Below are 22,399 nucleotides of genomic sequence, written 5' to 3'. Positions count from 1 at the left end.
TCCCGAGACGGCGAGCCGTGAGTCAGCTCACGCCGAGCGACCCGACGCTGCCCCAGCACTCATCCGGCATCGGCATCGGCATCGGCATCGGCATCGGCATCGGCATCGGCATCGGCATCGGCGGCGAGGATGCGCACCGTGCGGTCCTGGGCCGGTGGCTCCCACGTGCTCGAGGCGGCCGGCGACTGCTCACCGGAGCGGATGTCCTTGACCTCATCGGCCTCGCCCTCGGTCCCGGGGAACCAGACGAACGGGATGCCGCGCCGGTCGGCGTAGCGGATCTGCTTGCCGAACTTGGCGGCCGTCGGGGCGACCTCGCACGAGATACCGCGGGCGCGGAGGTCACGGGCGACAGCTTCGCTGACCTGTCGGGAGTCCTCGTCCGTGACGGAGACCAGCACGCAGGTCGGCACAGCGCGCGATGGCCGGGCGAGACCCGCCGAGAGCATCCGGGAGACCAGGCGGGAGAGCCCGATCGACAACCCGACGCCGGGGTAGGTGTGGCGGTTGTCGGAGGCCAGCGAGTCGTAGCGTCCCCCGGAGCAGACGGAGCCGAGGCCCTCGTGACCGGCGACGAAGGTCTCGAACACGGTGCCGGTGTAGTAGTCCAGACCGCGTGCGATGGAGAGGTCGGCGAGGATCACGCCGGGCACGGACGCCTCGACCCGCTCCATGACGGCGGTGAGCTCGGCGATGCCTTCCTCGACCATCTCGCCGCTGCCCCCGAGATCTCGCACACGCTGCGCGAACGACGAGTCGCGGGTGCGGATGGCGGCGAAGTCCAGGCACGCCTGGGCCTGCTCCGCGCTCGCCCCGGCCTCGGAGATCAGCTGCTCCCGCACCGTGTCCGCCCCGAGCTTGGGCAGCTTGTCGAGGATGCGCAGCACGGCGGGGTGGTCCTCGAGGCCGAGGGAACGGAAGAAGCCCTCGGACAGCCGCCGTGTGTTGGCGTGGATCGTGACACTGGGCAGCGGCAGCCGGTCGAGGATCTCGGCCATCACCACGGCGACCTCGGCCTCGATGTGCCCGGGCAGTGTGTCCTGGCCGACGACATCGAGATCGGCCTGGTAGAACTCACGGAACCTGCCGTCCTGGGGCCGCTCCCCGCGCCACACCTTCTGGATCTGGAAACGGCGCAGCGGGAAGGTCAGATCGTTCTGGTGCTCCAGGACGTATCGGGCCAGCGGCACCGTGAGATCGAAGTGCAGCCCGAGAGTGCGGGAGGGATCGGCTCCGGAATCATCTCCCCCGCCGTCGGAGTCCTCGGCGTGCAGCCGCCGCAGCACGTAGACCTCCTTGTCGATCTCCCCCTTGCGCAGAAGCTGCTCGAGCGGCTCGACCGCGCGCGTCTCGATGCCGGAGAATCCGTGCAGCTCGGCGACCTCGCGGAACTCGTCGATCACATGCTGTTCGACGAGACGCTCGGCGGGGAGCCATTCCGGAAATCCGGACAGACGAGAGGTCTTCGGGGTCTTCGCCATGCGGGGCACATCCTTATCGGGTCGTCGGCAGGGGCGGCGAGCGTCCATTATCTCCCGCGTGCGGCGGCCCGTGCTGACGCCGGACGGTGACAAAGAGCTGGGGTGCTCGCTGTAGAGTTCCGTGAAGTGGTTCGTCCCTTCCCGGGGCGTTCCGCGAGCCAGCCCGGCCGCCGCACGAGGCGGCAGTGTCCCGCCCTGCAGCGGATCCCTTCGAAGGAGCTCAATCGTGAGCGAGTCCGAGACCCCCGTCCCCGCGTCGAACCCTGCCGGTCAGGAACCCGGACCGACCGCCGATCAGGTCAGCGACCAGTCCCCCGCGTCCGACTCCCCCGAATCGGCGCAGCCCGCGGAGGCCAGCAGCGCCCCCGGCGACGTCCCCGACGAGGGCGCTCCGGCCCCTGCCGCGGACGCGCCCGAGGCGGTTGCGGACCCCGAGGCGGTGCCGGAGCCCGGCGCCGAGTCTGATGCCGACGCCCCGGCAGAGCCCGGCGCGGAGACCGGTGCCGACGCACCGGCGCAGGCCGGCGCCGAGTCTGATGCCGACGCGCAAGCAGACGTCCAGCCGGACGCCGACACGGAGGTCCATGCCGAGTCCGAATCCGCGACCGACGCCGCCCCGGAAGCGGACGCCCAGACCGAGACCGGTTCGGAAGCCCCCGCCGAGCCGGAGCACGACACCGAGGCCCCATCCGCTGAGCAGACCGAGCCGGCACCCGACCCCGCGCCGCGACCGACACCGCGTCCGGCTCCCGGTCCCAAGCCCGGCGTTCCCTCGCCGGCGGCCCTGGCGGGGAAGAAGCCCACCGCTCCCCTGGTGCCGGTCGCCCCGCCCGTCACCGAGTACGACGCGGAGCAGCTGGCCGCGGCGAAGGCCTTCGGGTCCGTCGATGAAGAGGGCACGGTGACCGTCCAGGACGGCACGCAGGTGCGCACCATCGGCACGACCACCGAGACGGACCACGACAAGGCCCTCGATCCCTATGCTCGCGGCTATCTCGACCTGGTCGCCTTCCTGGACCTGACCCAGAAGACCCTCAACGCTCCGGAGCACACGCAGAACGAGCTGAACCGCCTGCTCGAGAACCTGCGCAAGAAGATGAAGGAGCCGCAGGTCGTCGGCGACATCCCGGCTCTGAGGACGCGAGCGAACGAGCTGCGCGAGAACGCCAAGTCGAAGATCCAGGCCCTCGAGGCGAAGCGCGCCGACGAGCGGGCCGAGGCCACCCGGCGCCGCACCGAGTTCGTCGAGTCGATCGAGGCGCTGGTCGCGACCGATCCTGAGCAGATCTCCTGGAAGAAGGCCGGGGACACCATGCGGCAGATGGTCCCGCGCTGGAAGCAGATGCAGACGGAGGACGTCTCGCTGGACCGTCCCACCGAGGAGAGCCTGTGGAAGCGGCTCTCCGCCGCCCGGGCCACCTTCGACCGGATGCGCAAGCAGTTCTTCTCCCAGCTCGATGAGAAGCACACCGAGGCGGCGGCGATCAAGGAGGACCTCATCGCCCGCGCCGAGGCGATGCAGGACTCCACCGACTGGGGACCGACCGTCCGCGCCTTCAAGGACCTGATGGAGCAGTGGCGCAGTGCCCCGCGCGGCAGTCGCAAGAAGGATGACGCGCAGTGGAAGCGGTTCAAGGCGGCCCAGGACCGCTTCTTCGACGCTCGGAACGCGGATCTCCAGCAGATCGAGGCCGAGCAGCGCAAGAACCTCGAGGTCAAGGAGGCGCTGCTCGTCGAGGCCGAGGAGATCGACCCGACGGCGGACGTCGATGCGGCGAAGGCGAAGCTGCGCTCGATCCAGGATCGCTGGGAGGAAGCGGGCAAGGTGCCCCGCTCCGACATGCGACGGATCGACGAGCGTCTGCGCAAGGTCGAACGGAGCGTCAAGAACGCCGAGCAGGAGGAGTGGCGTCGCACCGATCCCCGCACCCGCGCCCGGGTCGAGGGCGTCTCCTCCCAGCTGCACTCGGCGATCGCCTCGTACGAGGAGGCGCTGGAGAAGGCCCGTGCCACCGGTGACCCTCAGAAGATCGCCGAGGCGGAGTCCGCGCTCGAGGCCCGCAAGGAGTGGCTGGCAGTGATCGAGCGCTCCGCCCAGGATCTCGGCTGACCGGTCCGCCACGGTTCCTCCCCGCGCCCCGCCCGTCCACATCGACGGGCGGGGCGTTTGCCGTCGGGGGCCCCGCGGGTCAGAGTCGGTGCATGAGATCGACGGAGCCGGCGAACAACGCGCGCCAGCGTATGGTCCCCGGCCCGAGAGCGGTCGGGCCCCCTCCGCTGCCGACGGGGCTCTGCGCCGCCTGGTCGCATCATGCTGCCGAGCTGGCGGTCCCCCTGGGCGCCGGCCTGGAGCGCTGGGCGGAATCGCCCTCGGTCCAGACCATGGTGGAGGACGGGCTGCTGGCGCGGCTGCTGCCGGGCATCTTCCTGCCTCCCGACGCGATGCGCTCTGCCATCGACCGTGCTCTCGCGCTGGGGTGCGCTCTGGGCGGTCGCCTCCAGTCGTACCACGTGATCGCGGGGCCGTCGGCAGCCTGGGTCCTGCTCGGCGGGGAGCCTCCCGCGCCGGCCGAGCTGATCTCACCGGCCCATCGCGGTCCCGTCGCCGGCACGACGGTGCGCCATTGCCGGTTGCGTCCGCTCGAGGTGGAGACGATCGGCGGGGCCCCGGTCACCGAGCCGGTCCGCACCGCCGTCGACCTGCTGCGGTTCAGCCCCGACCACGTGGCGCAGCCGGCGCTGACCCGGCTGATCGCCAGCGGGCACGTCCCGGAGCGGGCGGTCGAACAGCGATTACGGGAGATGGAGCGCTATCCCGGAGCGCGCGAGGCACGGCACCGGCTGCGCCGGATGATGCTGGAGCCAGCAGAGACGGCGGCCTGAGATCAGCTCACGGTCAGAGGGGCTTCCGAGCCGACCGGTTTGCCGTCCCCGGTGACCCGGTAGACGTCATAAACGCCCTCGACACGACGCACCTGTGCCAGGACCGACTGCAGATGGGAGGGATCGGCCAGTTCGAAGGAGAAGTACGTCGAGGCCAGTCGGTCCGAGTTGGACTGTGCGGAGGCCGACTGCAGATTCACCTGCTGCTCGGAGATCACCAGGGCGAGGTCCGTCAGGAGCCGCGGACGGTCCAAGGCCTCGACCTTGATGTGGACCAGGTAGGCCGTGCTGTGCCTGCCGGACCACGCCACATCCACGATCCGGTCCGCCTGCCTCTCCTGCAGCTGGATCGCGTTCGAACACCGCGAATGGTGCACCGAGATGCCGGAGCCGCGCGTGACGAAGCCGATGATGGGGTCACCGGGGACTGGGGCGCAGCACTTGGCGAGCTTGACCCAGAGATCGGTCTGGCCGTCGACGATCACGCCCTGGTCGGTCTCCGCGGTGTGCCGTTCGGAGCGGCTGGGCCGTGAGCGCGCCCGGGAGGGCAGCGTCATCTCCGCCAGGTCCTCCTCGGCGCCGTCCGACCCGCCGAAGACGGCCCGAAGCTTCTCCACCACGTGCTGCGCGCCGGTGTGGCCCTCGCCGATAGAGGTGTAGAGCGAGTCGACCGAGGGAAGGTTGAGATCGGTGGCGACCGTGGCGAGCGTGTCGTGGGTCAGCAGCCGCCGCATCGGCATGTCCTGGCGCCGCAGCGCCTTGGCCAGTTCGTCCTTCCCCCGCTCGAGCGCTTCGCCGCGGCGTTCCTTGGAGAACCAGTGGCGGATCTTGCTGCGGGCACGGGGAGACTTGACGAAGCCGAGCCAGTCCCGGCTGGGCCCCGCGTCCGGCGACTTGGAGGTGAACACCTCGACCACGTCGCCCGTGGACAGCGCGGATTCGAGCGAGACCAGGCGCCCGTTGACCCGGGCACCGATGGTGCGGTGCCCGACCTCCGTGTGCACCGTGTAGGCGAAGTCGACCGGTGTCGATCCCTGCGGGAGCGCGAGCACGTCCCCCTTCGGGGTGAAGACGTACACCTCCTGCGTGTTGATCTCGAAACGCAGCGAATCCAGGAACTCGCCGGAGTCGGTGGTCTCCTTCTGCCAGTCCATGAGCTGACGCAGCCAGGCGGCCTCGTTGGCGATGGGCTTCGACGCCGCGTCGCCGCCGTGGCCGGCCATCGCCTTGTACTTCCAGTGCGCCGCGACGCCGTACTCGGCGCGCCGGTGCATCTCGCGCGTACGGATCTGGACCTCCACGGGCTTTCCGGTGGGGCCGATGACCGTCGTATGCAGAGACTGGTACAGGTTGAACTTGGGCAGAGCGATGTAGTCCTTGAACCGGCCCTGGACCGGTGACCAGCGCGCGTGCAGCGTGCCGAGAACCCCATAGCAGTCGCGCACGGTGTCCACCAGCACCCGGACCCCGACCAGGTCGTAGATGTCGGTGAAGTCCCGGCCGCGCACGATCATCTTCTGGTAGATCGAGTAGTAGTGCTTGGGTCGACCGGTGACCTCGGCCTTGATCTTCGCCTTCTTCAGGTCCTCGAGGATCTGGGAGGAGACCGTCCTGAGATACTGGTCCCGGGCCGGTGCGTGCTGGGCGACCAGGCTGACGATCTCCTCGTACACCTTGGGGTAGAGCACCTGGAACGAGCGGTCCTCGAGTTCCCACTTCATGGTGTTCAGACCGAGGCGGTGCGCGAGCGGCGCGTAGATCTCGAGCGTCTCCTTGGCCTTGCGCTCGGCCGAGGCAGGGGGGACGTACTTCCAGGTCCGCGCGTTGTGCAGGCGGTCGGCGAGCTTGATCAGCAGGACCCGCACGTCGCGGCTCATCGCCACGATCATCTTGCGGACCGTCTCGGCCTGCGCGGCTTCGCCGTAGGTGACCTTGTCCAGCTTGGTCACGCCGTCGACCATCACGGCGATCACCTCACCGAACTCCTCCCGGAGCTTGTCCAGCGAGTAGTCGGTGTCCTCGATGGTGTCGTGGAGCAGGGCCGCGGCCACCACTTCTGCCGGCGAGCCCAGTTCCGCCAGGATCGTCGCGACCGAGACCGGGTGGGTGATGTACGGATCGCCGCTCTTGCGCGTCTGCCCGCGGTGGGCGCGCTCGGCGACCGCGTACGCCCGCTGGACCAGGGCGAGGCTCTCCTTCGGGCTGACCGCTGACATGGTCTCCAGCAGCGGCGCCAGCAGCGGGTCCGCTGTCCCGGAGCGGGGCGAGAAGAACGACAGCCGCGAACGCGGCTTGCGCGGTCCCTGGCTCTGACCCGCCGGGGCGGACGCCGCAGGGGGCGCCGGCGGAGTGGGCGGTGAGGGCGAGGCGGGCGCGCTGCGATCGGGACCCGGCGCCACGGCGTCGGCTCCCGTGGACTCGGATACGGACCGCTCCTGCACTGCGCACCTCCTGGCTCGGTCCTCCAGTCTACGCGCGCGCTCCCGGTTGCTCGGAGACGTCTTCGCAGGGCGAACAGGCGCCGGTGCGCCGGGCCGGATGCGTCCCCTGCTCAGTTCGGGATGGACCAGACCGTCGTGAGAGGCACCCCGGGGAGCCGGTCGCGCCCGCGCAGGCCCTCCAGCTCGATGAGGAAGGAGGCACCCACCAGGTCCACGTCGAACCGTCGGGTGAGTTCGACGGTGGCTGCGGCGGTGCCCCCGGTCGCCAGGAGATCGTCGACGACCAGCGTGCGGGCGCCGGCCGGGAGTGAATCCTGCGGGATCTGCACGACGGCACTGCCGTACTCGAGGTCATAACTGAGCGACGCCGGGGTGCCGGGGAGCTTGCCGGCCTTGCGCACCGGGATGAACCCGGCTCCCATCTTGTACGCGAGCGGGGCACCCAGGACGAAGCCGCGGGCCTCGGTTCCCACGACGTACTCGATGCCGTCGGGAAGGATCGAGCTCCAGTACCGGATGACCGAGCGCAGGGCGGCGCCATCGCGCAGCAGCGGGGTGATGTCGCGGAACAGGACGCCGGGTTCGGGGAAGTCCGGGTGCTCGGTGATGTGGGAGCCGCGCAGCTCCTCGATCTCCTCCGCGGACGGCACCGGCTCGCTCATCGCGAGCCCCGTCCGGGGACGTTGCGGCCACGGCGCGTGGTGCGGCGCGGCTGGCGGCGCTCGCGACGTGCCGTGCCGTCGGCCGGTTCGCCGGTCCCCGAGAGGTCTCCCTCGGCGTCGGGCTCGCTCCGATCCCCGTCTTCCGTGTGCTCGGGATCGCCGTGGTCACCGTTCTCGTCCCCGCGGTCCTGGTCCGAGCCGTCCACGTCCGAGCCGTCCTCGTCCGATCTGTCGGCGTCAGAGTCATCCGCGTCCGAGTCGTCCGGGCCCGCGTCGTCCGCGCCGGCGGCGTCATCGGCCGTGCCGGACTCATCGCCGACGGTGCCGCTGCGGCGCCCCTGCTCGACCCGCCGGGTGTGCGCGGCGATGCCGGACTCCCGGGAACGCAGGTCCACGAGAAGACCCGGGGCCAGGAAGATCGAGGAGTAGGTGCCGGCGAAGATGCCGATGAACAGGGCGAGCGCGATGTCCTTGAGCGTCCCGGCTCCCAGCAGGAAGGCGCCGATGAAGAGAATCGATCCCACCGGGAGCAGCGCGACGACCGAGGTGTTGATCGATCGCACCAGGGTCTGGTTCGCGGCCAGCTCGACCCGATCCGAGTACGTCGCCGTCGACTGTGCCGTCAAGCCCGCCGTGTTCTCGCGCACCTTGTCGAAGACGACGATGGTGTCGTAGAGGGAGTAGCCCATCACCGTGAGGAACCCGATCACGGTGCCGGGCGTGATCTCGAAGCCCACCACTCCGTACACCCCTGCGGTGAACAGCATGTCGTGCACGAGCGCGGTCATCGCCGCGGCGGAGGACTTGAGGTTGCGGAAGTACAGCGCCATCGTGGCCGCGACCAGCACCAGGAAGACGAGAACCCCGCGGAGCATCTTCTGGGTGATGTCCGTGCTCCACACCGGCCCGATGTACGAGGTCGAGACCGTATCGGTGGACACCCCGTAGGCGGAGGCGAGGTCCTCGGCCAGTGCGGCCGTCTGGCCGGAGTCGAGCTGTTCGGTCTGGACCCGCATCGTGTCCTGACCGATCACGGTCACCTTGGGCTCGTTGTCCGGCAGCTGCTCGCGCACCACGTCCCGGGCGATGGCCTGGTCGGTATCGCTGACACCGGCGACCTGGAACTCCGATCCGCCGGTGAACTCGATGCCGAGGTTGGGTCCGCGCAGCACGGCCAGCCCCGCCAGGATCACCACGACCACGACACTGATCAGGTACCAGGTGCGTCGGCGCCGCACGATCGGGACGGTACGACGCCCCGCGTGGAGGTCATTGCCCATCCGGGAGAAGGTCGCACTCATCGGCTCTCCTCCTCGGAGTCGTCGTCTCTCGTGTCGGTCGGGCCGGAGCCGTCCGCCCGCCCCGGGTCGTTCTCAGGGCCACCGCCGTCGGCCCGGTGTCCGTCGCCGGCCCCGGATGGTTCCCCGGCGGAGCCGTCGCGTTCGGCGGCCTCCCGGGCCAGGCGGGCCTTGCGCGCGGCCAGCGGCTCGCGGGGCTCCTCCTCGTCCTCGTCTCCGCCGCTGGACCGCAGACGGCCGCGACCGGCGTAGGCGGGGACGCTGCGACCCAGGACCGCCGGGTCCAGGCCGCTCCAGGGGTGGCCCTTCCCGAAGAACCGGGTGCGCACCAGGACCTGCAGGATCGGGTGGGTGAACAGGAAGACGACCAGGAGGTCGAGCACCGTGGTCACACCGAGGACGAAGGCGAAGCCGCGGACGCTGCCGGTCGAGAGGATGTAGAGCACGATCGCGGCGATCAGGTTGACCGAGTCGGAGGCGAGGATCGTGCGTTTGGCGCGGTTCCACCCATGGTCGACGGCCGCGACGATGCCCCTGCCCTCGCGGATCTCGTCACGGACGCGTTCGAAGTAGACGATGAACGAGTCCGCGGTGAAAGCGATGGCCACCACCAGGCCGACGACGCCGGCCAGTGACAGGCGGTACCCGATCTCGGGGAGGTTCGAGAGCACCGTCAGCACGCCGTAGGTGAGCGTGCCCATCGCCAGGAGGCTGGCCGCGGTCACCAGCGCCAGCGCCCGATACTGGAAGAAGGCGTAGGCGACGACCAGGGCGAGGCCGATGAGACCCGCGATCAGTCCCATCTGGAGCTGGTCGGCACCCAGGGTCGCGGAGATCTGCTGTTCCGAGGCGACCTCGAACTCCAGCGGCAGCGCGCCGAAGCGCAGCTGATCGGACAGCTGGCTCGCCTCCTCCTGGGAGAAGTTCCCCGAGATCGAGGCTTCACCGCCCGTCGAGGGCTCCTGGACCTGCGGCGCGGAGATCACCAGCCCGTCCAGCACGATGCCGAAGGCCTGGGTCGCCCCCTCGCCGTTGTACAGCGCGGAGGTCATGTCCGCGAAGGCCTGGGACCCTTCCTCGTGGAAGCTCATGTTCACGACGTAGTAGCCGGTGGGCTGCCCGGTGGGAGTCATGTCGGAGGCGACGCCGGCATCCTCGATCGCGGAACCGGCCACCACCTCCGGCCCGAGCAGCAGCTTCTGCGTGCCCGCCGTGTCGCAGGCGACGACCGGCTCATCGGCGGCGGCGTCGGAGACCTTCTCCTGCTGAGCGGCCGGATCGGTGCAGTCGACGTTCATCAGCTCGGTCTGCAGCTCCGGGGTGAGCCAGTCCATCGACCACGCCGGGTACTGCAGCTCACCCTCGGCCGGGGCTTCCTGCGGAGCGAGCGAGGAGTCGCCGCTGACCGGCCCGTCGAACTTCTGCTGCGAGGGATCCGCCGGAGCGGAGGACGTCTGGTCGGTCGTCTCGGAGCCGGAGCCCGTGTCCGATCCGCCGCCGGAGTCCGAGAGCCCACCGGCGTCGGAGCCGCCGCCGTCGGAGGCGCCGGCGCTCTCGGGGGCGACCACGCCCAGCACCGGGCGGAAGGACATCGCGGCGGTCTGCCGGAGGGCTTCTGAGGTCTCCTGGTCCAGCTGTCCGGGGACGTCGATGACGATGTTCGTCCCGCCCTGGATGCTGATCTGCGTCTCCGCGACGCCCAGGGCGTTGACGCGCTGGGAGATGATCTGACGAGCCTGCTCCATGGCGGCCGGATCGATCTGCGCGCCGTCGCGGGACTCGGCCTGGAGGATGACCTGGGTGCCGCCCTCGAGGTCGAGTGCGAGCTCAGGGGCTGGTTCCCAGCCACCTTTGGCGACCCCGGCACCGATCCCGCCGCCCAGCAGCAGGATCAGCACCGCGAGGGCCGCTAGGGCGATGCGACGTGCGGGCATGGGGCAGAGTTCCTCAGGACGACGGAGAGATCACGGGTGGTTCGGGGCACCGCTCAGCGGTCGCGACGGTCCTCGTCGCGGACGGCGTCGTCGGACGTGGTCACGCCCGGAACATCACCGCGGTTCGCAGAGCTCTCGCCCTCGAGCGCTTCGTCATCGGCATCCTCGTCGAGGTTCTCGTCGTCCAGACCCTCCGGGTCGACCTTCATGGCGATGGCCTGACGGGCCCACTTGGTCTGGGCGCCGTTCTCGGACTCCAGGATCACGATGTCGTCGAAGGAATCGACGATCAGGCCGTAGAAACCGGAGTGCGTGCGGACCTCGTCGCCGACGCCCAGGGCGTTGACCAGCTCCTGTTGCTTGCGCTGCATCTTCTTCTGGCGGCTCGACATGAACAGCAGGGGCAGCATCATGACTGCGAAGATGAGCAGGAGAGGAAGGAGGGATTCCACGGATTTCCTTTCGGCGGACAGCGGCGGTCCCGACATGTTCTGCGCGAGCAACGGCCCTGCCGCGGACGGCTGACCATCCCACTGTACCCGCCGAGTCGGGACGTTCCTCCCAGCCGTTGCGCGACGACGACCCCGATCCGGTCCGTCCCGGTGCCGCCTGGGTCTCAGAACCGGCCGAGCATCGGCGCGGTGCCCTCCGGACCCTCCGGTGGCTCCTGACCCAGATGCGTCCAGGCCGCCGGAGCCGCGGCTCTCCCGCGCGGAGTGCGCAGGAGGAAACCCTCCCGCACCAGGTACGGCTCCACCATCGTCTCGACCGTCTCGGTCTCCTCCCCGACCGCCACGGCGAGCGTCGACAGGCCCACCGGGCCGCCGGCGAAGCGGCCGCACAGGGCGGAGAGCACGGCGCGATCCAGGCGGTCCAGCCCTCGCTCGTCGACCTCGTACACGCGCAGAGCCTCCTTCGCGGCGGCGAGATCCAGACGGCCGCTGCCGCGCACCTGTGCCCAATCGCGCACCCGGCGCAGCAGACGGTTCGCGATGCGGGGCGTGCCCCGGGAGCGGGAGGCGATCTCCACCCCGGCCTCCTCGACGAGATCGACCTCGAGACGGAGCGCGGAGCGGCGGACGACCTCACGCAGCTCGTGCGGGGCGTAGAAGTCCAGGTGGCCGATGAAGCCGAAGCGGTCGCGCAGGGGCGCGGGCAGCAGGCCTGCCCGGGTGGTGGCCCCGACCGTCGTGAAGGGCGGCAGGTCCAGGGGGATGGAGGTGGCGCCGACGCCCTTGCCGACCACCACGTCCACGCGGAAGTCCTCCATGGCGATGTAGAGCATCTCCTCGGCGGGGCGCGCGAGGCGGTGGATCTCGTCGATGAAGAGCACCTCACCCTCGTCGAGCGAGGAGAGGATGGCGGCGAGGTCCCCGGCGTGCTGGATGGCAGGGCCCGAGGTGATGCGCAGCGGGGCGGACAGCTCGGCGGCGATGATCATCGCCAGCGTGGTCTTGCCCAGCCCCGGCGGACCCGACAGCAGCATGTGCTCGGGGGAACGGCCCCGTGCGGTCGCGGCGTCCAGCACCAGCGAGAGCTGGTCGCGCACGATCTGCTGGCCGACGAACTCGTCCAGCCGGCGCGGCCGCAGCGCCGCCTCGGCCGTGCGCTCCGGGGGCGCGGACTCCGGGTTCGTCACGGAGCTCCCGTCGCGGTCGTGCGCAGGAGCGCCGGCGGAGGGTTCCAGTGCGACCTCGTCGTCCTCGGGTGTCATCGGCTGCCTCCCAGGCGTCGCAGGGCGTGGCGAAGGAGCTCGGCGGCGTCCAGCCCCTCCCCCTCGTCGGCGCGCACGCCCTCGACGGCGGAGGCAGCAGCCTTCTCGGCCCAGCCCAGCCCGGCGAGAGCTTCGACCACGTCCGCATCGACGCCCGCCGCCGGGGCCGCCTCCGCATCTCCCCCAGAGGCCCCAGGGGCTCCGGAGGCTCCGGCGCCGACGGGGGCGGGCAGCTTGCCGCCCAGTTCGAGCAGCATGCGACTGGCGACCTTGGGGCCGATGCCGGGGGTGCGGGCGATCGTCTTGACGTCCTGGTCGGCGACGGCGCGGCGCAGCTCCTCGGGGTCGAGGACGGTGAGGACCGCGAGCGCCGTCCGCGGCCCGATCCCGGAGACGGACTGCACGATGCGGAAGGTCTCGGCCTCCTCGGGATGCGGGAAGCCGAACAGCGTCATGGAGTCCTCGCGGACGACGAGCTCGGTGTGCAGGGTGAGTTCGACGCCGTGGCGGGTCGCGCTCAGCGCCTGGGGGGTGGTGCGGACGAGGTAGCCCACGCCGCCGACGTCCAGGACGAGGGCGTCGAGGTCGATACGGGCCACTCGCCCGGTCAGGGATGCGATCACGAGGCCACTCTAGAACGGGTGTTCGATCAGTGCCGGGAGGTGGACCGCTCCCGGGCGCGTCGAGCCTTCCGCTCCGCCTCGGCCCACACTGCCTGTGCGCTGGTGCGGGCTCCGCCGGTCGAGTCGAGGCTGACGGGTCCGGGGCCGCGCCACAGCTGCGTCAGAGCGATCGCGACCGCGTCGGAGGCGTCGGCCGGCTGCGGAGGCGCGTCGAGTCCGAGCAGCTTGACGAGCATCGTCTGGATCTGCTTCTTGTCGGCCCGGCCGCTGCCGGTGACCGCGGCCTTCACCTCGGAGGGTGTGTGCATCGCGATCGGTATCCCGCGTTCGGCGGCCTCCACGATCGCCAGACCGGAGACCTGCGCCGTGCCCATCACGGTGGAGATGTTGTTCTGGCTGAAGACGCGTTCGACGGCGACGACGTCGGGGGCGTACTCCTCGATCGCGCTGCGCAGTCCGCGGGTGATCGCGAGCAGGCGGCGGTCGATCCCGTCGGCGGCATCGGAGCGGACCACACCGGCGTGGACGAGTCGCGCTCGGCGAGCACCGGTGGAGTCGATCACGCCGATCCCGCACCGGGTCAGGCCGGGGTCGATCCCGAGCACTCGCATGGTCATCGGTGCCCGCCCGGCCGGTCACGGACGCGGACAGGTGTCGCGGGGGCCGCCGGCTCCCTGCGGGCTCCCGCGTCCACCGGGATCACTCGGCGTCGTCGAGCTGCGCGGCGACGTCGTCGGGGATGTCGAGATTCGAGAAGACGTTCTGGACGTCGTCGCTGTCCTCGAGGGCATCGATCAGGCGCAGCGCCTTCCGGGCGCCGTCGAGGTCGACGGGAGTGCGCATGGTCGGCACGAACTGCGCCTCGGCGCTGTCGTAGTCGATGCCCGCCTCCTGCAGCGCTGTGCGCACGGCGACCACGTCGGTGGCTTCGGAGACGATCTCGAACGTCTCGCCCTCGTCGCGGATCTCCTCGGCGCCGGCATCGAGGACGACCTCGAGCAGGGTGTCCTCGGTCTGGTCGCCCCGCGGGAGGGTCACGATGCCCTTGCGCTCGAACAGGTAGGAGACGGAGCCGGAATCGGCCATGTTCCCGCCGTTGCGGTTGAAGGCGAGGCGCACCTCGGAGACGGCGCGGTTCTTGTTGTCGGTCAGGCACTCCACCAGCACTGCGACGCCGCCCGGCGCGTACCCCTCGTACCACAGCGTCTCATAGTCGACGGCGCCGCCGTCCAGGCCTCCGCCGCGCTTGACGGCGCGGTCGATGTTGTCATTGGGGACGGAGGTCTTCTTGGCCTTCTGGATGGCGTCGAAGAGCGTCGGGTTCGCAGTGGGGTCGGGTCCACCCATGCGCGCGGCGACCTCGATGTTCTTGATCAGCTTGGCGAACAGCTTGCCGCGCTTGGCATCGATGACAGCCTTCTTGTGCTTGGTGGTCGCCCACTTCGAGTGCCCTGACATCTCTCTCCTCCCGACTCGCCCGCCGGCCTCCGGCGGAATGCCGCCCCATTCTAGTGTCACTTCCCCGGGGCCCTCGTCGTGCCCGTGCCCTGGCGAGCTGGTCGGCTCCCCCGCACTCGCAGGGCTGCGCGCTGCACGTCCTCCGTGCGCGCTGCTACGAGGCCGTATCGGCGGTGCGCACGACGGGCTGGGTCAGAGACCCGATCAGACGGCGATCGGCGGTGATCCGCTCGAGCAGCTCGCGTTCGCGGCGCCGTGTCTTGGCCGATGGCTTGCCGTGCAGCACGCTGTTGCGCTCCATGCCCAGCTCGATGGAGGCGCGGATGAGATCGCGCATCGCCATCCTGGCCACCGCGCCATGACGGGCGGCCCACTTCTCCGCCTTGCGGCGCTTTCCCATGGCGACCAGCATGTCCACCTCGGGCGGGGCGAACCAGCCCGAGCGGCCGTAGTCCGAGAGCTGGCGGCGCAGGATGCGGCGCTCGCGCAATCGCAGGAACAGCACGATCGCGACCAGCAGCACGAAGATCGGCACCTGCACGCTCACGTAGTAGCGCAGGAATCCGCCCAGCGGGTTCTGGGGATCGACCTCGAGGAAGAAGCTCGAGCCGTTCCACAGCGCGTGCAGGACCATGCCCAGCGAGAGCCCCCCGATACCGAGCCCGAAGTAGAGCATCAGGGAACGGCGCTCGGCCGCGATCCCGAGGCCCAGCCCGCACAGCGCGGTGAAGCAGACGTGGGCGAACGGAGAGAGCACGCCGCGCAGGAAGAAGGTCTCCCAGAACACGGCGACCTCCCCGGCGGCCTGCGCCTGGTGGAAGGACCGGCCGAAGTAGAGGATGTTCTCGGTGAACGCGAAGCCGCCGCCGATCAGCGCGGCATAGACCACGCCGTCGATCGGTCCGGCGATGTACTTGCGACCCCAGATCAGCAGCGCGACCAGCCCGAAGGATTTCATCGACTCCTCGATCACCGGCGCCTGGATCACCGCTCCCAGGAAGGACGCGGTGACCTCGCTGGGTTCGCTGGGGCTGATCCAGGAGGTGAACATCCCACCGAAGAGGAAGGTCAGGGCCACCGACCCGGCCGCGCCCCAGACGAAGGCGTAGATGACCGACGAGCGCGGCTGCGGCGTGTACCGGTCGATCCACCACACGGCGGTGAACACGATCGCCACGGGCACGAGCGCCGAGGTGAAGGCCACCAGGGAGGTCCCGAAGCCCAGCGGGAGGATCACGAAGAAGTACAGCAGGACGGCCACACCCGCGAGGCCGAGGAAGGTCAGGGTGAAGAAGACCCAGCGCACCCAGGGGCGACGACGCCGTATCCGCAGCGGCCCGGCCTCCCCCATCCGACCCGGCGCTCGGGGATCGACGCGCTCGACGTCGTAGGCGTATCCGGGATCGGGCTGTCCCGGTCGGCGCGGCGGGGCTCCGGTGGTGCTCATCGCTGCGGTCTCCTCTCGCTCCCCCGGTGCCGACTGCGGCGTCCGGGTGCTCCGTGCCCGCTCGTCCCGGCCGCCCGGACCTCGGTCATGCTAGCTCAGGGCCAGGCGTCGGCGTAGAGCCGACGCGTGTCCGCCAGCAGGATCGGGACGGCCTTGGTGCGGCCGACGATGGGCAGGAAGTTCGCATCGCCCATCCAGCGCGGGACCACGTGCTGGTGCAGGTGCGCGGCGATACCGGCACCGGCGACCGGCCCCTGGTTCATCCCCAGGTTGAAGCCGGCCGGGCCGGAGACCTCCCGGATGACCCGCATCGCGGTGCGGGTGAGCTCGGCGACCTCCCGCACCTCCGCGTCGTCGAGGTCGGTGTAATCGGCGACGTGACGGTACGGACAGATCAGCAGGTGCCCGGCGTTGTACGGGTAGAGGTTCAGGACCGCGTAGGCCACCTCGCCGCGGTGGACGATCAGCGCCTCCTCATCCGTGCGCTGCGGCGCGGAGCAGAAGGGACACTGATCACCGTCGTCGGGGTCGGCAGGCTTGTTCTCCCCGCCGATGTACGCCATGCGGTGCGGGGTCCACAGCCGCTGGGTGTCGTCGGGCTCGCCCGCGAAATCGCGTGGATCCTCGGCCCTCACACCTGTGCCTTCTCCCGGATCGAGGTCACGATCCGCTCGACGGCCTCGTCGACGTCGATGCCGTTGTCCTGGCTGCCGTCGCGCAGACGGAAGGAGACCGCCCCCTTGTCCTGGTCCTCGCCGCCGGCGATGAGGAGGTAGGGGACCTTCTCCTTGGTGTGGGTGCGGATCTTCTTCTGCATGCGGTCGTCGGAGGAGTCCACCTCGACGCGCACCCCGTGGGCCCGCAGCTTGGCCGCGACCTCCTCGAGGTAGGGCGCGTACTCGGCGGCGACGGGGACGCCGACCACCTGGACCGGGGCGAGCCACACCGGGAAAGCCCCGGCGTAGTGCTCCAGCAGCACACCGAAGAACCGTTCGATCGACCCGAACAGGGCCCGGTGGATCATCACCGGACGCTGACGCGACCCGTCGGGCGCGGTGTACTCCAGCTCGAACAGCTCCGGCTCGAAGAAGTCCAGCTGGATGGTCGAGAGCTGCCAGGTGCGGCCGATGGCGTCCTTGGCCTGCACGGAGATCTTGGGCCCGTAGAAGGCAGCGCCGCCGGGATCCGGGACGAGCTCGAGGCCGGAGCCGGTGGCGACCTCCTCCAGGGTGCGGGTCGCCTCCTCCCAGGTCGCGTCGTCGCCGACGGACTTCTCCGGGTCGCGAGTGGACATCTCGAGGTAGAAGTCGTCGAGGCCGTAGTCGCGCAGCAGGTCCAGCACGAAGCCCAGCAGGCTCGCCAGCTCGTCGCGCATCTGCTCGCGGGTGGTGTAGATGTGGGCGTCGTCCTGGGTGAAGCCGCGGGCGCGGGTGAGCCCGTGCACCACGCCGGACTTCTCGTAGCGGTAGACGCTGCCGAACTCGAACAGCCGCAGCGGCAGCTCACGGTAGGAGCGACCCCGGGAGCGGTAGACGAGGTTGTGCATGGGACAGTTCATGGGCTTGAGGTAGTAGTCCTGGCCCTGCTTGGTGACGTTGCCCTCGGCGTCGTGCTCCTCGTCCACGTGCATCGGGGGGTACATCCCCTCGGCGTACCACTCCAGGTGCTTGGAGGTCTCGAAGAGGTTCTTCTTGGTGATGTGCGGGGTGGAGACGAAGGAGTACCCGGCCTCGACGTGGCGGCGACGGGAGTAGTCCTCCATCTCCATCTTGATCATCGCGCCCTTGGGATGGAACACCGGCAGCCCGGAGCCGATCTCATCGGGGAAGGAGAACAGATCCAGCTCACTGCCCAGACGGCGATGGTCACGGCGCTCGGCCTCGGCGACCCGCTCTTGGTAGGCCTTCAGCTCGTCCTTGGTGGGCCAGGCGGTGCCGTAGACGCGCTGCAGCATCGGGTTCTTCTCGCTGCCGCGCCAGTAGGCGGCCGCGGAGCGGGTCAGCGCGAAGCCGTTGCCGATGTGCTTGGTGCTCGGCAGGTGCGGACCCCGGCACAGGTCGGTCCAGACCACCTCGCCGCGGCGGTCGACGTTGTCGTACATGGTCAGCCCGCCGGCACCCACCTCGACGTCGGCGCCCTCGGCGGCGTCCTCGGCACTGGACTTCAGCCCGATCAGCTCGAGCTTGTACGGCTCGGAGGCCTCTTCAGCACGGGCGTCCTCGTCGCTGATCTCGCGGCGCACGAAACGCTGCCCCTGCTTGACGATGCGCCCCATCTCCTTCTCGAGAGCCTTGAGCGACTCGGGAGTGAAGGGTTCGGCGACCTCGAAGTCGTAGTAGAAGCCGTCGGCCACGGGCGGACCGATACCGAGCTTGGCCTCGGGGTTCGCCTTCTGCACTGCCTGGGCGAGCACGTGCGCGGCCGAGTGACGGAGGATGGAGAGCCCGTCCTCGCTGGAGATGTCGACGCCCTCGACCACCTGACCGTCTGCGAGGGTCGTCTCGAGATCACGCAGCTCGCCGTCGATACGCAGGGCGATAATCTCGGTGCGCCCCTCGAAGAGCGCGGTGCCCGTGGTCCCTTCCTCGAGTCGATGCGGGGATCCGTCGAGGGTGATGGCGATCTGGGCCACGGGAATGCTCCTTGGGTTCGGGTCGAGCCGGCCGACGATGCCGGCTCCGCAGACCATCGTACGGTCACGCAACCGCCCTCGCCGACCGCCCCACGGTGGGCACCCGGTCCTGTCGGGCGCGTGTGGAACGCCCGTGATGAAGGACGGGTTCCCTGACCCCCGGGCCCGAGTTCTTCGAGCCCCCGGCCGCTCGTCCCTGGCCTCACCCTGTCGACACCGCGCGAACTGACCTCAGGCGGGCCGGAAAAGGTCAGTTCACGCGGTATCGAGCGCTCTATCGAAGCGGGCCGGCGGGACGGGCCCGGGTAGGCGAGCCAGCGGGGGGCCCATCGAGGCGGGCCGGCGGGAAGGGCTCGGGTAGGCGGGCCGGCGCGACGCGCGGGCGGCATGTTGTGTGGCGGGGACGCTGGGCGGCACGAGGTCGCCCATCACGCTCCGCACAGCGAACAGCCCCGCCGCCCGATGAGGACGACGGGGCCGTTCGTGGTGGTGGGCGATACTGGGTTCGAACCAGTGACCTCTTCCGTGTCAGGGAAGCGCGCTACCGCTGCGCCAATCGCCCCTACCGGCGCCCGGGAGCGCCGATGGAGGTGGGTACGGGATTCGAACCCGTGTACACGGCTTTGCAGGCCGTTGCCTCGCCTCTCGGCCAACCCACCGGGAAATGCTCCTGCATCATACGAAACGGCGCTCCCGACTCGCGTCGGGCGCGCCGCTCCCGGAGCGGACAACCGGACTCGAACCGGCGACCCTCACCTTGGCAAGGTGATGCTCTACCAACTGAGCTATGTCCGCAATGCAACGATCCGGAGATCGCGCCGTGGGCGATACTGGGTTCGAACCAGTGACCTCTTCCGTGTGAAGGAAGCGCGCTACCACTGCGCCAATCGCCCGAAGGTGCTGGCCACCCTCTCGAGTGGACTCGCAGAAGCTTACACGAACCTCGCGGGCCGAATCGCCCTGCGGCGATGTGAGCTATGTCGTCCTGAGGGCGGCCCGGCGGCACTCTCGCCGAACTGCGCCGCCCCGGCCACCTCGACCACTCCGCCGTTCAGCGGCTCCAACACTCCCTTCCGCACAGTCCCGCATACTCCCGCACGGGCCCGCACGCTCCGGCGCCGGCCGGCAGCCGGTACAGCCGATTCGCGACCACCCCTGCAGCCGATTCGCGACCACACTCCGCCTCGCACCGTGACGTCCGGCACTGCAGGCCATCAGCATTTGCGCCAGGAGGCGGGACCCGCATATCGTGTTCCCTCGTCGGCTCAGCCGATGTGCGGACATAGCTCAGTTGGTAGAGCATCACCTTGCCAAGGTGAGGGTCGCCGGTTCGAGTCCGGTTGTCCGCTCCACTCCTCCTCGCGCCTTCGGGCGTATGGGCGATTGGCGCAGCGGTAGCGCGCTTCCCTGACACGGAAGAGGTCACTGGTTCGAACCCAGTATCGCCCACCACCGAAGTACCTGTGCAGCCTCGGCCCGTCGGCCGGGGCTGTCGTCGTTCCAGTGGTCGATCGCCACCTCTGCGACCTGCCCCGTCGCACCCGGAGGCCGGCCCGGCCGGTTGCCGCCCCGGCCACTCGGTAGGCGGAGCGCCTGACAGGCGGAGAACCCGAACTGGATATCGCGCGGCACGGTTACCCTGAAGCCATGCAGATCTGGACCGGTCAGTCATACCCGCTGGGCGCCACCTTCGACGGCTCCGGCACCAACTTCGCCCTCTTCTCGGAGGTCGCCGAGCGCGTCGAGCTGTGCCTGATCGACGAGGACGGCGGGGAGACCGCGGTCGAGATCACCGAGGTCGATGCCTTCGTGTGGCATGTCTACCTGCCGTCGGTCCAGCCGGGACAGCGCTACGGATACCGCGTCCACGGCCCGTTCGATCCCGAGGCCGGTCACCGCTGCGACCCGTCGAAGCTCCTGCTGGACCCGTACGCGAAGGCCATCACGGGCATGGCGAGCAACCACCCCTCGCTGTACAGCTACCAGTTCGACGATCCGGATCAGCGCAACACCGAGGACTCGGCCGAGCACACGATGCACTCCGTGGTCGTCTCCCCCTTCTTCGACTGGGGCAACGATCATCCCCCGGCGCACGACTACCACGAGACCGTGATCTACGAGGCCCACGTCAGGGGCCTGACCATGCAGCATCCGGATCTCGATGACAGCATCCGCGGGACCTACGTGGCCATGGGCCACCCGGCGATCATCGAGCACCTCACCGAGCTCGGCGTGACCGCCGTCGAGCTGATGCCGGTCCACCAGTACGTCCAGGACGGCCATCTCCTGGAGAAGGATCTGCGCAACTACTGGGGCTACAACACGATCGGCTTCTTCGCGCCGCACAACGAGTTCGCCTACGCGGACGCTCCCGGGCAGCAGGTCCAGGAGTTCAAGCAGATGGTCAAGAACCTGCACGAGGCGGACATCGAGGTGATCCTCGACGTGGTCTACAACCACACCGCCGAGGGCAACCACATGGGCCCCACCCTGTGCTTCCGGGGCATCGACAACGCCGCGTACTACCGCCTCGTCGAGGACGACAAGGCTCACTACTACGACACCACCGGCACCGGGAACTCGCTGCTGATGCGTACCCCGCACGTACTGCAGCTGATCATGGACTCGCTGCGGTACTGGGTCACCGACATGCACGTGGACGGCTTCCGCTTCGACCTGGCCTCGACCCTTGCGCGTGAGCTGCACGAGGTGGACCGGCTCTCGGCGTTCTTCGACATCATCCAGCAGGATCCGATCATCTCCCAGGTCAAGCTCATCGCCGAGCCGTGGGACCTCGGCGAGGGCGGCTACCAGGTGGGCGGCTTCCCGCCGCTGTGGTCGGAGTGGAACGGCCGCTACCGCGACACGGTGCGCGACTTCCACCGCTCCGAGCCCGGCGTGATCGGGGACTTCACCTCCCGTCTGGCCGGCAGCTCGGATCTCTACCAGCACTCGGGCCGCACGCCCATCGCCTCGATCAACTTCGTCACCGCGCACGACGGGTTCACCCTCCGCGATCTGGTGTCCTACAACGAACGCCACAACGAGGCCAACGGCGAGGACAACAACGACGGCGAGAGCCACAACCGCTCCTGGAACTCGGGCGCCGAGGGCGAGACCGAGGACGAGGACGTCCTGGCGCTGCGGCTTCGACGCGCCAAGAATCTGATGGCCACGCTGCTGGTCAGCCAGGGCGTGCCGATGATCCTCCACGGCGACGAGATGGGCCGCAGCCAGGGCGGCAACAACAACACCTACTGCCAGGACAACGAGATCTCGTGGATGGAGTGGGATCTGGACTCCGATCAGCGCGAGATGCTCTGGTTCACCCAGCAGATGATCGCTCTGCGCCGTGAGCATCCGATCTTCCGCCGGCGCCGCTTCCTGCAGGGCGACGTGCGCGACGACGCCGAATCGTCCCTGCCGGACGTCGAATGGATCGGTACCGACGGCGCCCAGATGTCCGCCGAGGACTGGGATGCCGCCGAGAACAAGTGCCTGACCATGTTCCTCAACGGCTCTGCCATTCCCGAGCCGAACTCGCGCGGTGAGCGCATCGTCGGGGACTCGGCACTGGTCATGTTCAACGCCTCCGGCAACGCCGTCGACTTCACGCTGCCACCCGAGGATCACGGGGAGCGCTGGACGGTCGTCCTGGGGACCGGGGGCGCCCTGGACCTCGGCGCTCAGGTCTCGGCCGGGGAGACCCTGTCGCGGGCGGGGCATTCGCTGCTGATCCTCATGCGCCCGCCGATGGATCTCGACGGGGAGAGCTCACCGGCCGAGGATTTCGACCAGCCCGTCCGCGCCTGATCCGGGAGCCTCC

General features: G+C 69.7%; 16 protein-coding genes and 6 tRNA genes. 5 read left to right on the top strand and 17 right to left on the bottom strand.

Features of this window, described 5'->3' with window-relative positions:
• Positions 1-59: 59 nt before the first annotated feature.
• Positions 60-1,481: a histidine--tRNA ligase gene (gene hisS / locus ACFQS2_RS11375; protein WP_377793848.1), complete on the bottom strand. Its 1,422-nt coding sequence runs from the start codon at positions 1,479-1,481 to the stop codon at positions 60-62.
• A 226-nt stretch (positions 1,482-1,707) separates the two neighbouring features.
• On the opposite strand from hisS, the gene ACFQS2_RS11370 reads away from it, so the two are divergent.
• Both ACFQS2_RS11370 and ACFQS2_RS11365 read left to right on the top strand, forming a co-directional pair.
• The gene (locus ACFQS2_RS11370; RefSeq protein ID WP_377793847.1) at positions 1,708-3,591 is read left to right on the top strand and encodes a DUF349 domain-containing protein; all 1,884 of its coding nucleotides are present in this window, start codon (positions 1,708-1,710) and stop codon (positions 3,589-3,591) included.
• 92 nt (positions 3,592-3,683) lie between these two features.
• A complete protein-coding gene (locus ACFQS2_RS11365) occupies positions 3,684-4,364 on the top strand; it encodes a hypothetical protein (protein ID WP_377793846.1) in 681 nt (226 codons plus the stop codon).
• Positions 4,365-4,366: 2 nt separating this feature from the next.
• On the opposite strand, the gene ACFQS2_RS11360 is transcribed toward ACFQS2_RS11365, so the two are convergent.
• The 16 genes from ACFQS2_RS11360 to ACFQS2_RS11285 form a co-directional block, all read right to left on the bottom strand.
• Positions 4,367-6,805 (bottom strand): RelA/SpoT family protein, encoded by a 2,439-nt coding sequence (locus ACFQS2_RS11360; protein WP_377020086.1) that lies wholly within the window; start codon positions 6,803-6,805, stop codon positions 4,367-4,369.
• 110 nt (positions 6,806-6,915) lie between these two features.
• Positions 6,916-7,467 (bottom strand): adenine phosphoribosyltransferase, encoded by a 552-nt coding sequence (locus ACFQS2_RS11355; protein ID WP_377793845.1) that lies wholly within the window; start codon positions 7,465-7,467, stop codon positions 6,916-6,918.
• Positions 7,464-8,768: a protein translocase subunit SecF gene (gene secF / locus ACFQS2_RS11350; RefSeq protein ID WP_377020088.1), complete on the bottom strand. Its 1,305-nt coding sequence runs from the start codon at positions 8,766-8,768 to the stop codon at positions 7,464-7,466. The genes ACFQS2_RS11355 and secF overlap by 4 nt, the downstream gene beginning before the upstream one ends.
• Positions 8,765-10,699 (bottom strand): protein translocase subunit SecD, encoded by a 1,935-nt coding sequence (secD, locus tag ACFQS2_RS11345; protein WP_377793844.1) that lies wholly within the window; start codon positions 10,697-10,699, stop codon positions 8,765-8,767. The genes secF and secD overlap by 4 nt, the downstream gene beginning before the upstream one ends.
• Positions 10,700-10,752: 53 nt before the next feature.
• Positions 10,753-11,151: a preprotein translocase subunit YajC gene (gene yajC, locus ACFQS2_RS11340; protein ID WP_377793843.1), complete on the bottom strand. Its 399-nt coding sequence runs from the start codon at positions 11,149-11,151 to the stop codon at positions 10,753-10,755.
• 164 nt (positions 11,152-11,315) lie between these two features.
• On the bottom strand, positions 11,316-12,413 hold the full coding sequence (ruvB, locus tag ACFQS2_RS11335) for a Holliday junction branch migration DNA helicase RuvB (RefSeq protein WP_377020091.1): 1,098 nt from the start codon (positions 12,411-12,413) through the stop codon (positions 11,316-11,318).
• Complete coding sequence (ruvA, locus tag ACFQS2_RS11330; protein ID WP_377793842.1) at positions 12,410-13,036, bottom strand: Holliday junction branch migration protein RuvA; 627 nt, start codon at positions 13,034-13,036, stop codon at positions 12,410-12,412. Before ruvA ends, ruvB begins: the two co-directional genes overlap by 4 nt.
• Positions 13,037-13,062: 26 nt before the next feature.
• A complete protein-coding gene (ruvC, locus tag ACFQS2_RS11325) occupies positions 13,063-13,653 on the bottom strand; it encodes a crossover junction endodeoxyribonuclease RuvC (RefSeq protein WP_377793841.1) in 591 nt (196 codons plus the stop codon).
• Positions 13,654-13,735: 82 nt separating this feature from the next.
• The gene (locus ACFQS2_RS11320) at positions 13,736-14,494 is read right to left on the bottom strand and encodes a YebC/PmpR family DNA-binding transcriptional regulator (RefSeq protein ID WP_377020094.1); all 759 of its coding nucleotides are present in this window, start codon (positions 14,492-14,494) and stop codon (positions 13,736-13,738) included.
• A 154-nt stretch (positions 14,495-14,648) separates the two neighbouring features.
• Positions 14,649-15,941: a PrsW family intramembrane metalloprotease gene (locus ACFQS2_RS11315; RefSeq protein WP_377793840.1), complete on the bottom strand. Its 1,293-nt coding sequence runs from the start codon at positions 15,939-15,941 to the stop codon at positions 14,649-14,651.
• Between the two features lie 95 nt (positions 15,942-16,036).
• Complete coding sequence (locus ACFQS2_RS11310) at positions 16,037-16,576, bottom strand: HIT family protein (protein ID WP_377793839.1); 540 nt, start codon at positions 16,574-16,576, stop codon at positions 16,037-16,039.
• Positions 16,573-18,573 carry a threonine--tRNA ligase gene (gene thrS / locus ACFQS2_RS11305; RefSeq protein WP_377793838.1) on the bottom strand — a complete coding sequence of 667 codons (2,001 nt, stop codon included), beginning with the start codon at positions 18,571-18,573 and terminating at the stop codon, positions 16,573-16,575. The genes ACFQS2_RS11310 and thrS overlap by 4 nt, the downstream gene beginning before the upstream one ends.
• A 487-nt stretch (positions 18,574-19,060) precedes the next feature.
• Positions 19,061-19,135 (bottom strand) — tRNA-Val (locus ACFQS2_RS11300).
• Between the two features lie 23 nt (positions 19,136-19,158).
• Positions 19,159-19,232: transfer RNA gene (locus ACFQS2_RS11295), tRNA-Cys, on the bottom strand.
• A 63-nt stretch (positions 19,233-19,295) separates the two neighbouring features.
• Positions 19,296-19,368, bottom strand: a tRNA-Gly gene (locus ACFQS2_RS11290).
• Between the two features lie 26 nt (positions 19,369-19,394).
• Positions 19,395-19,466 (bottom strand) — tRNA-Val (locus ACFQS2_RS11285).
• Positions 19,467-19,849: 383 nt separating this feature from the next.
• On the opposite strand from ACFQS2_RS11285, the gene ACFQS2_RS11280 reads away from it, so the two are divergent.
• From ACFQS2_RS11280 to glgX, 3 genes are all read left to right on the top strand, one after another.
• Positions 19,850-19,925, top strand: a tRNA-Gly gene (locus ACFQS2_RS11280).
• A 25-nt stretch (positions 19,926-19,950) separates the two neighbouring features.
• Positions 19,951-20,025 (top strand) — tRNA-Val (locus ACFQS2_RS11275).
• Positions 20,026-20,220: 195 nt separating this feature from the next.
• The gene (gene glgX, locus ACFQS2_RS11270) at positions 20,221-22,386 is read left to right on the top strand and encodes a glycogen debranching protein GlgX (protein ID WP_377793837.1); all 2,166 of its coding nucleotides are present in this window, start codon (positions 20,221-20,223) and stop codon (positions 22,384-22,386) included.
• Positions 22,387-22,399: the final 13 nt, after the last annotated feature.

The sequence above is a fragment of the Brachybacterium sp. GCM10030267 genome, from assembly GCF_042666875.1.
In the GTDB taxonomy this organism is placed as follows: Bacteria; Actinomycetota; Actinomycetes; order Actinomycetales; family Dermabacteraceae; genus Brachybacterium.
This window is presented reverse-complemented; position numbering and strand designations above follow the sequence as displayed.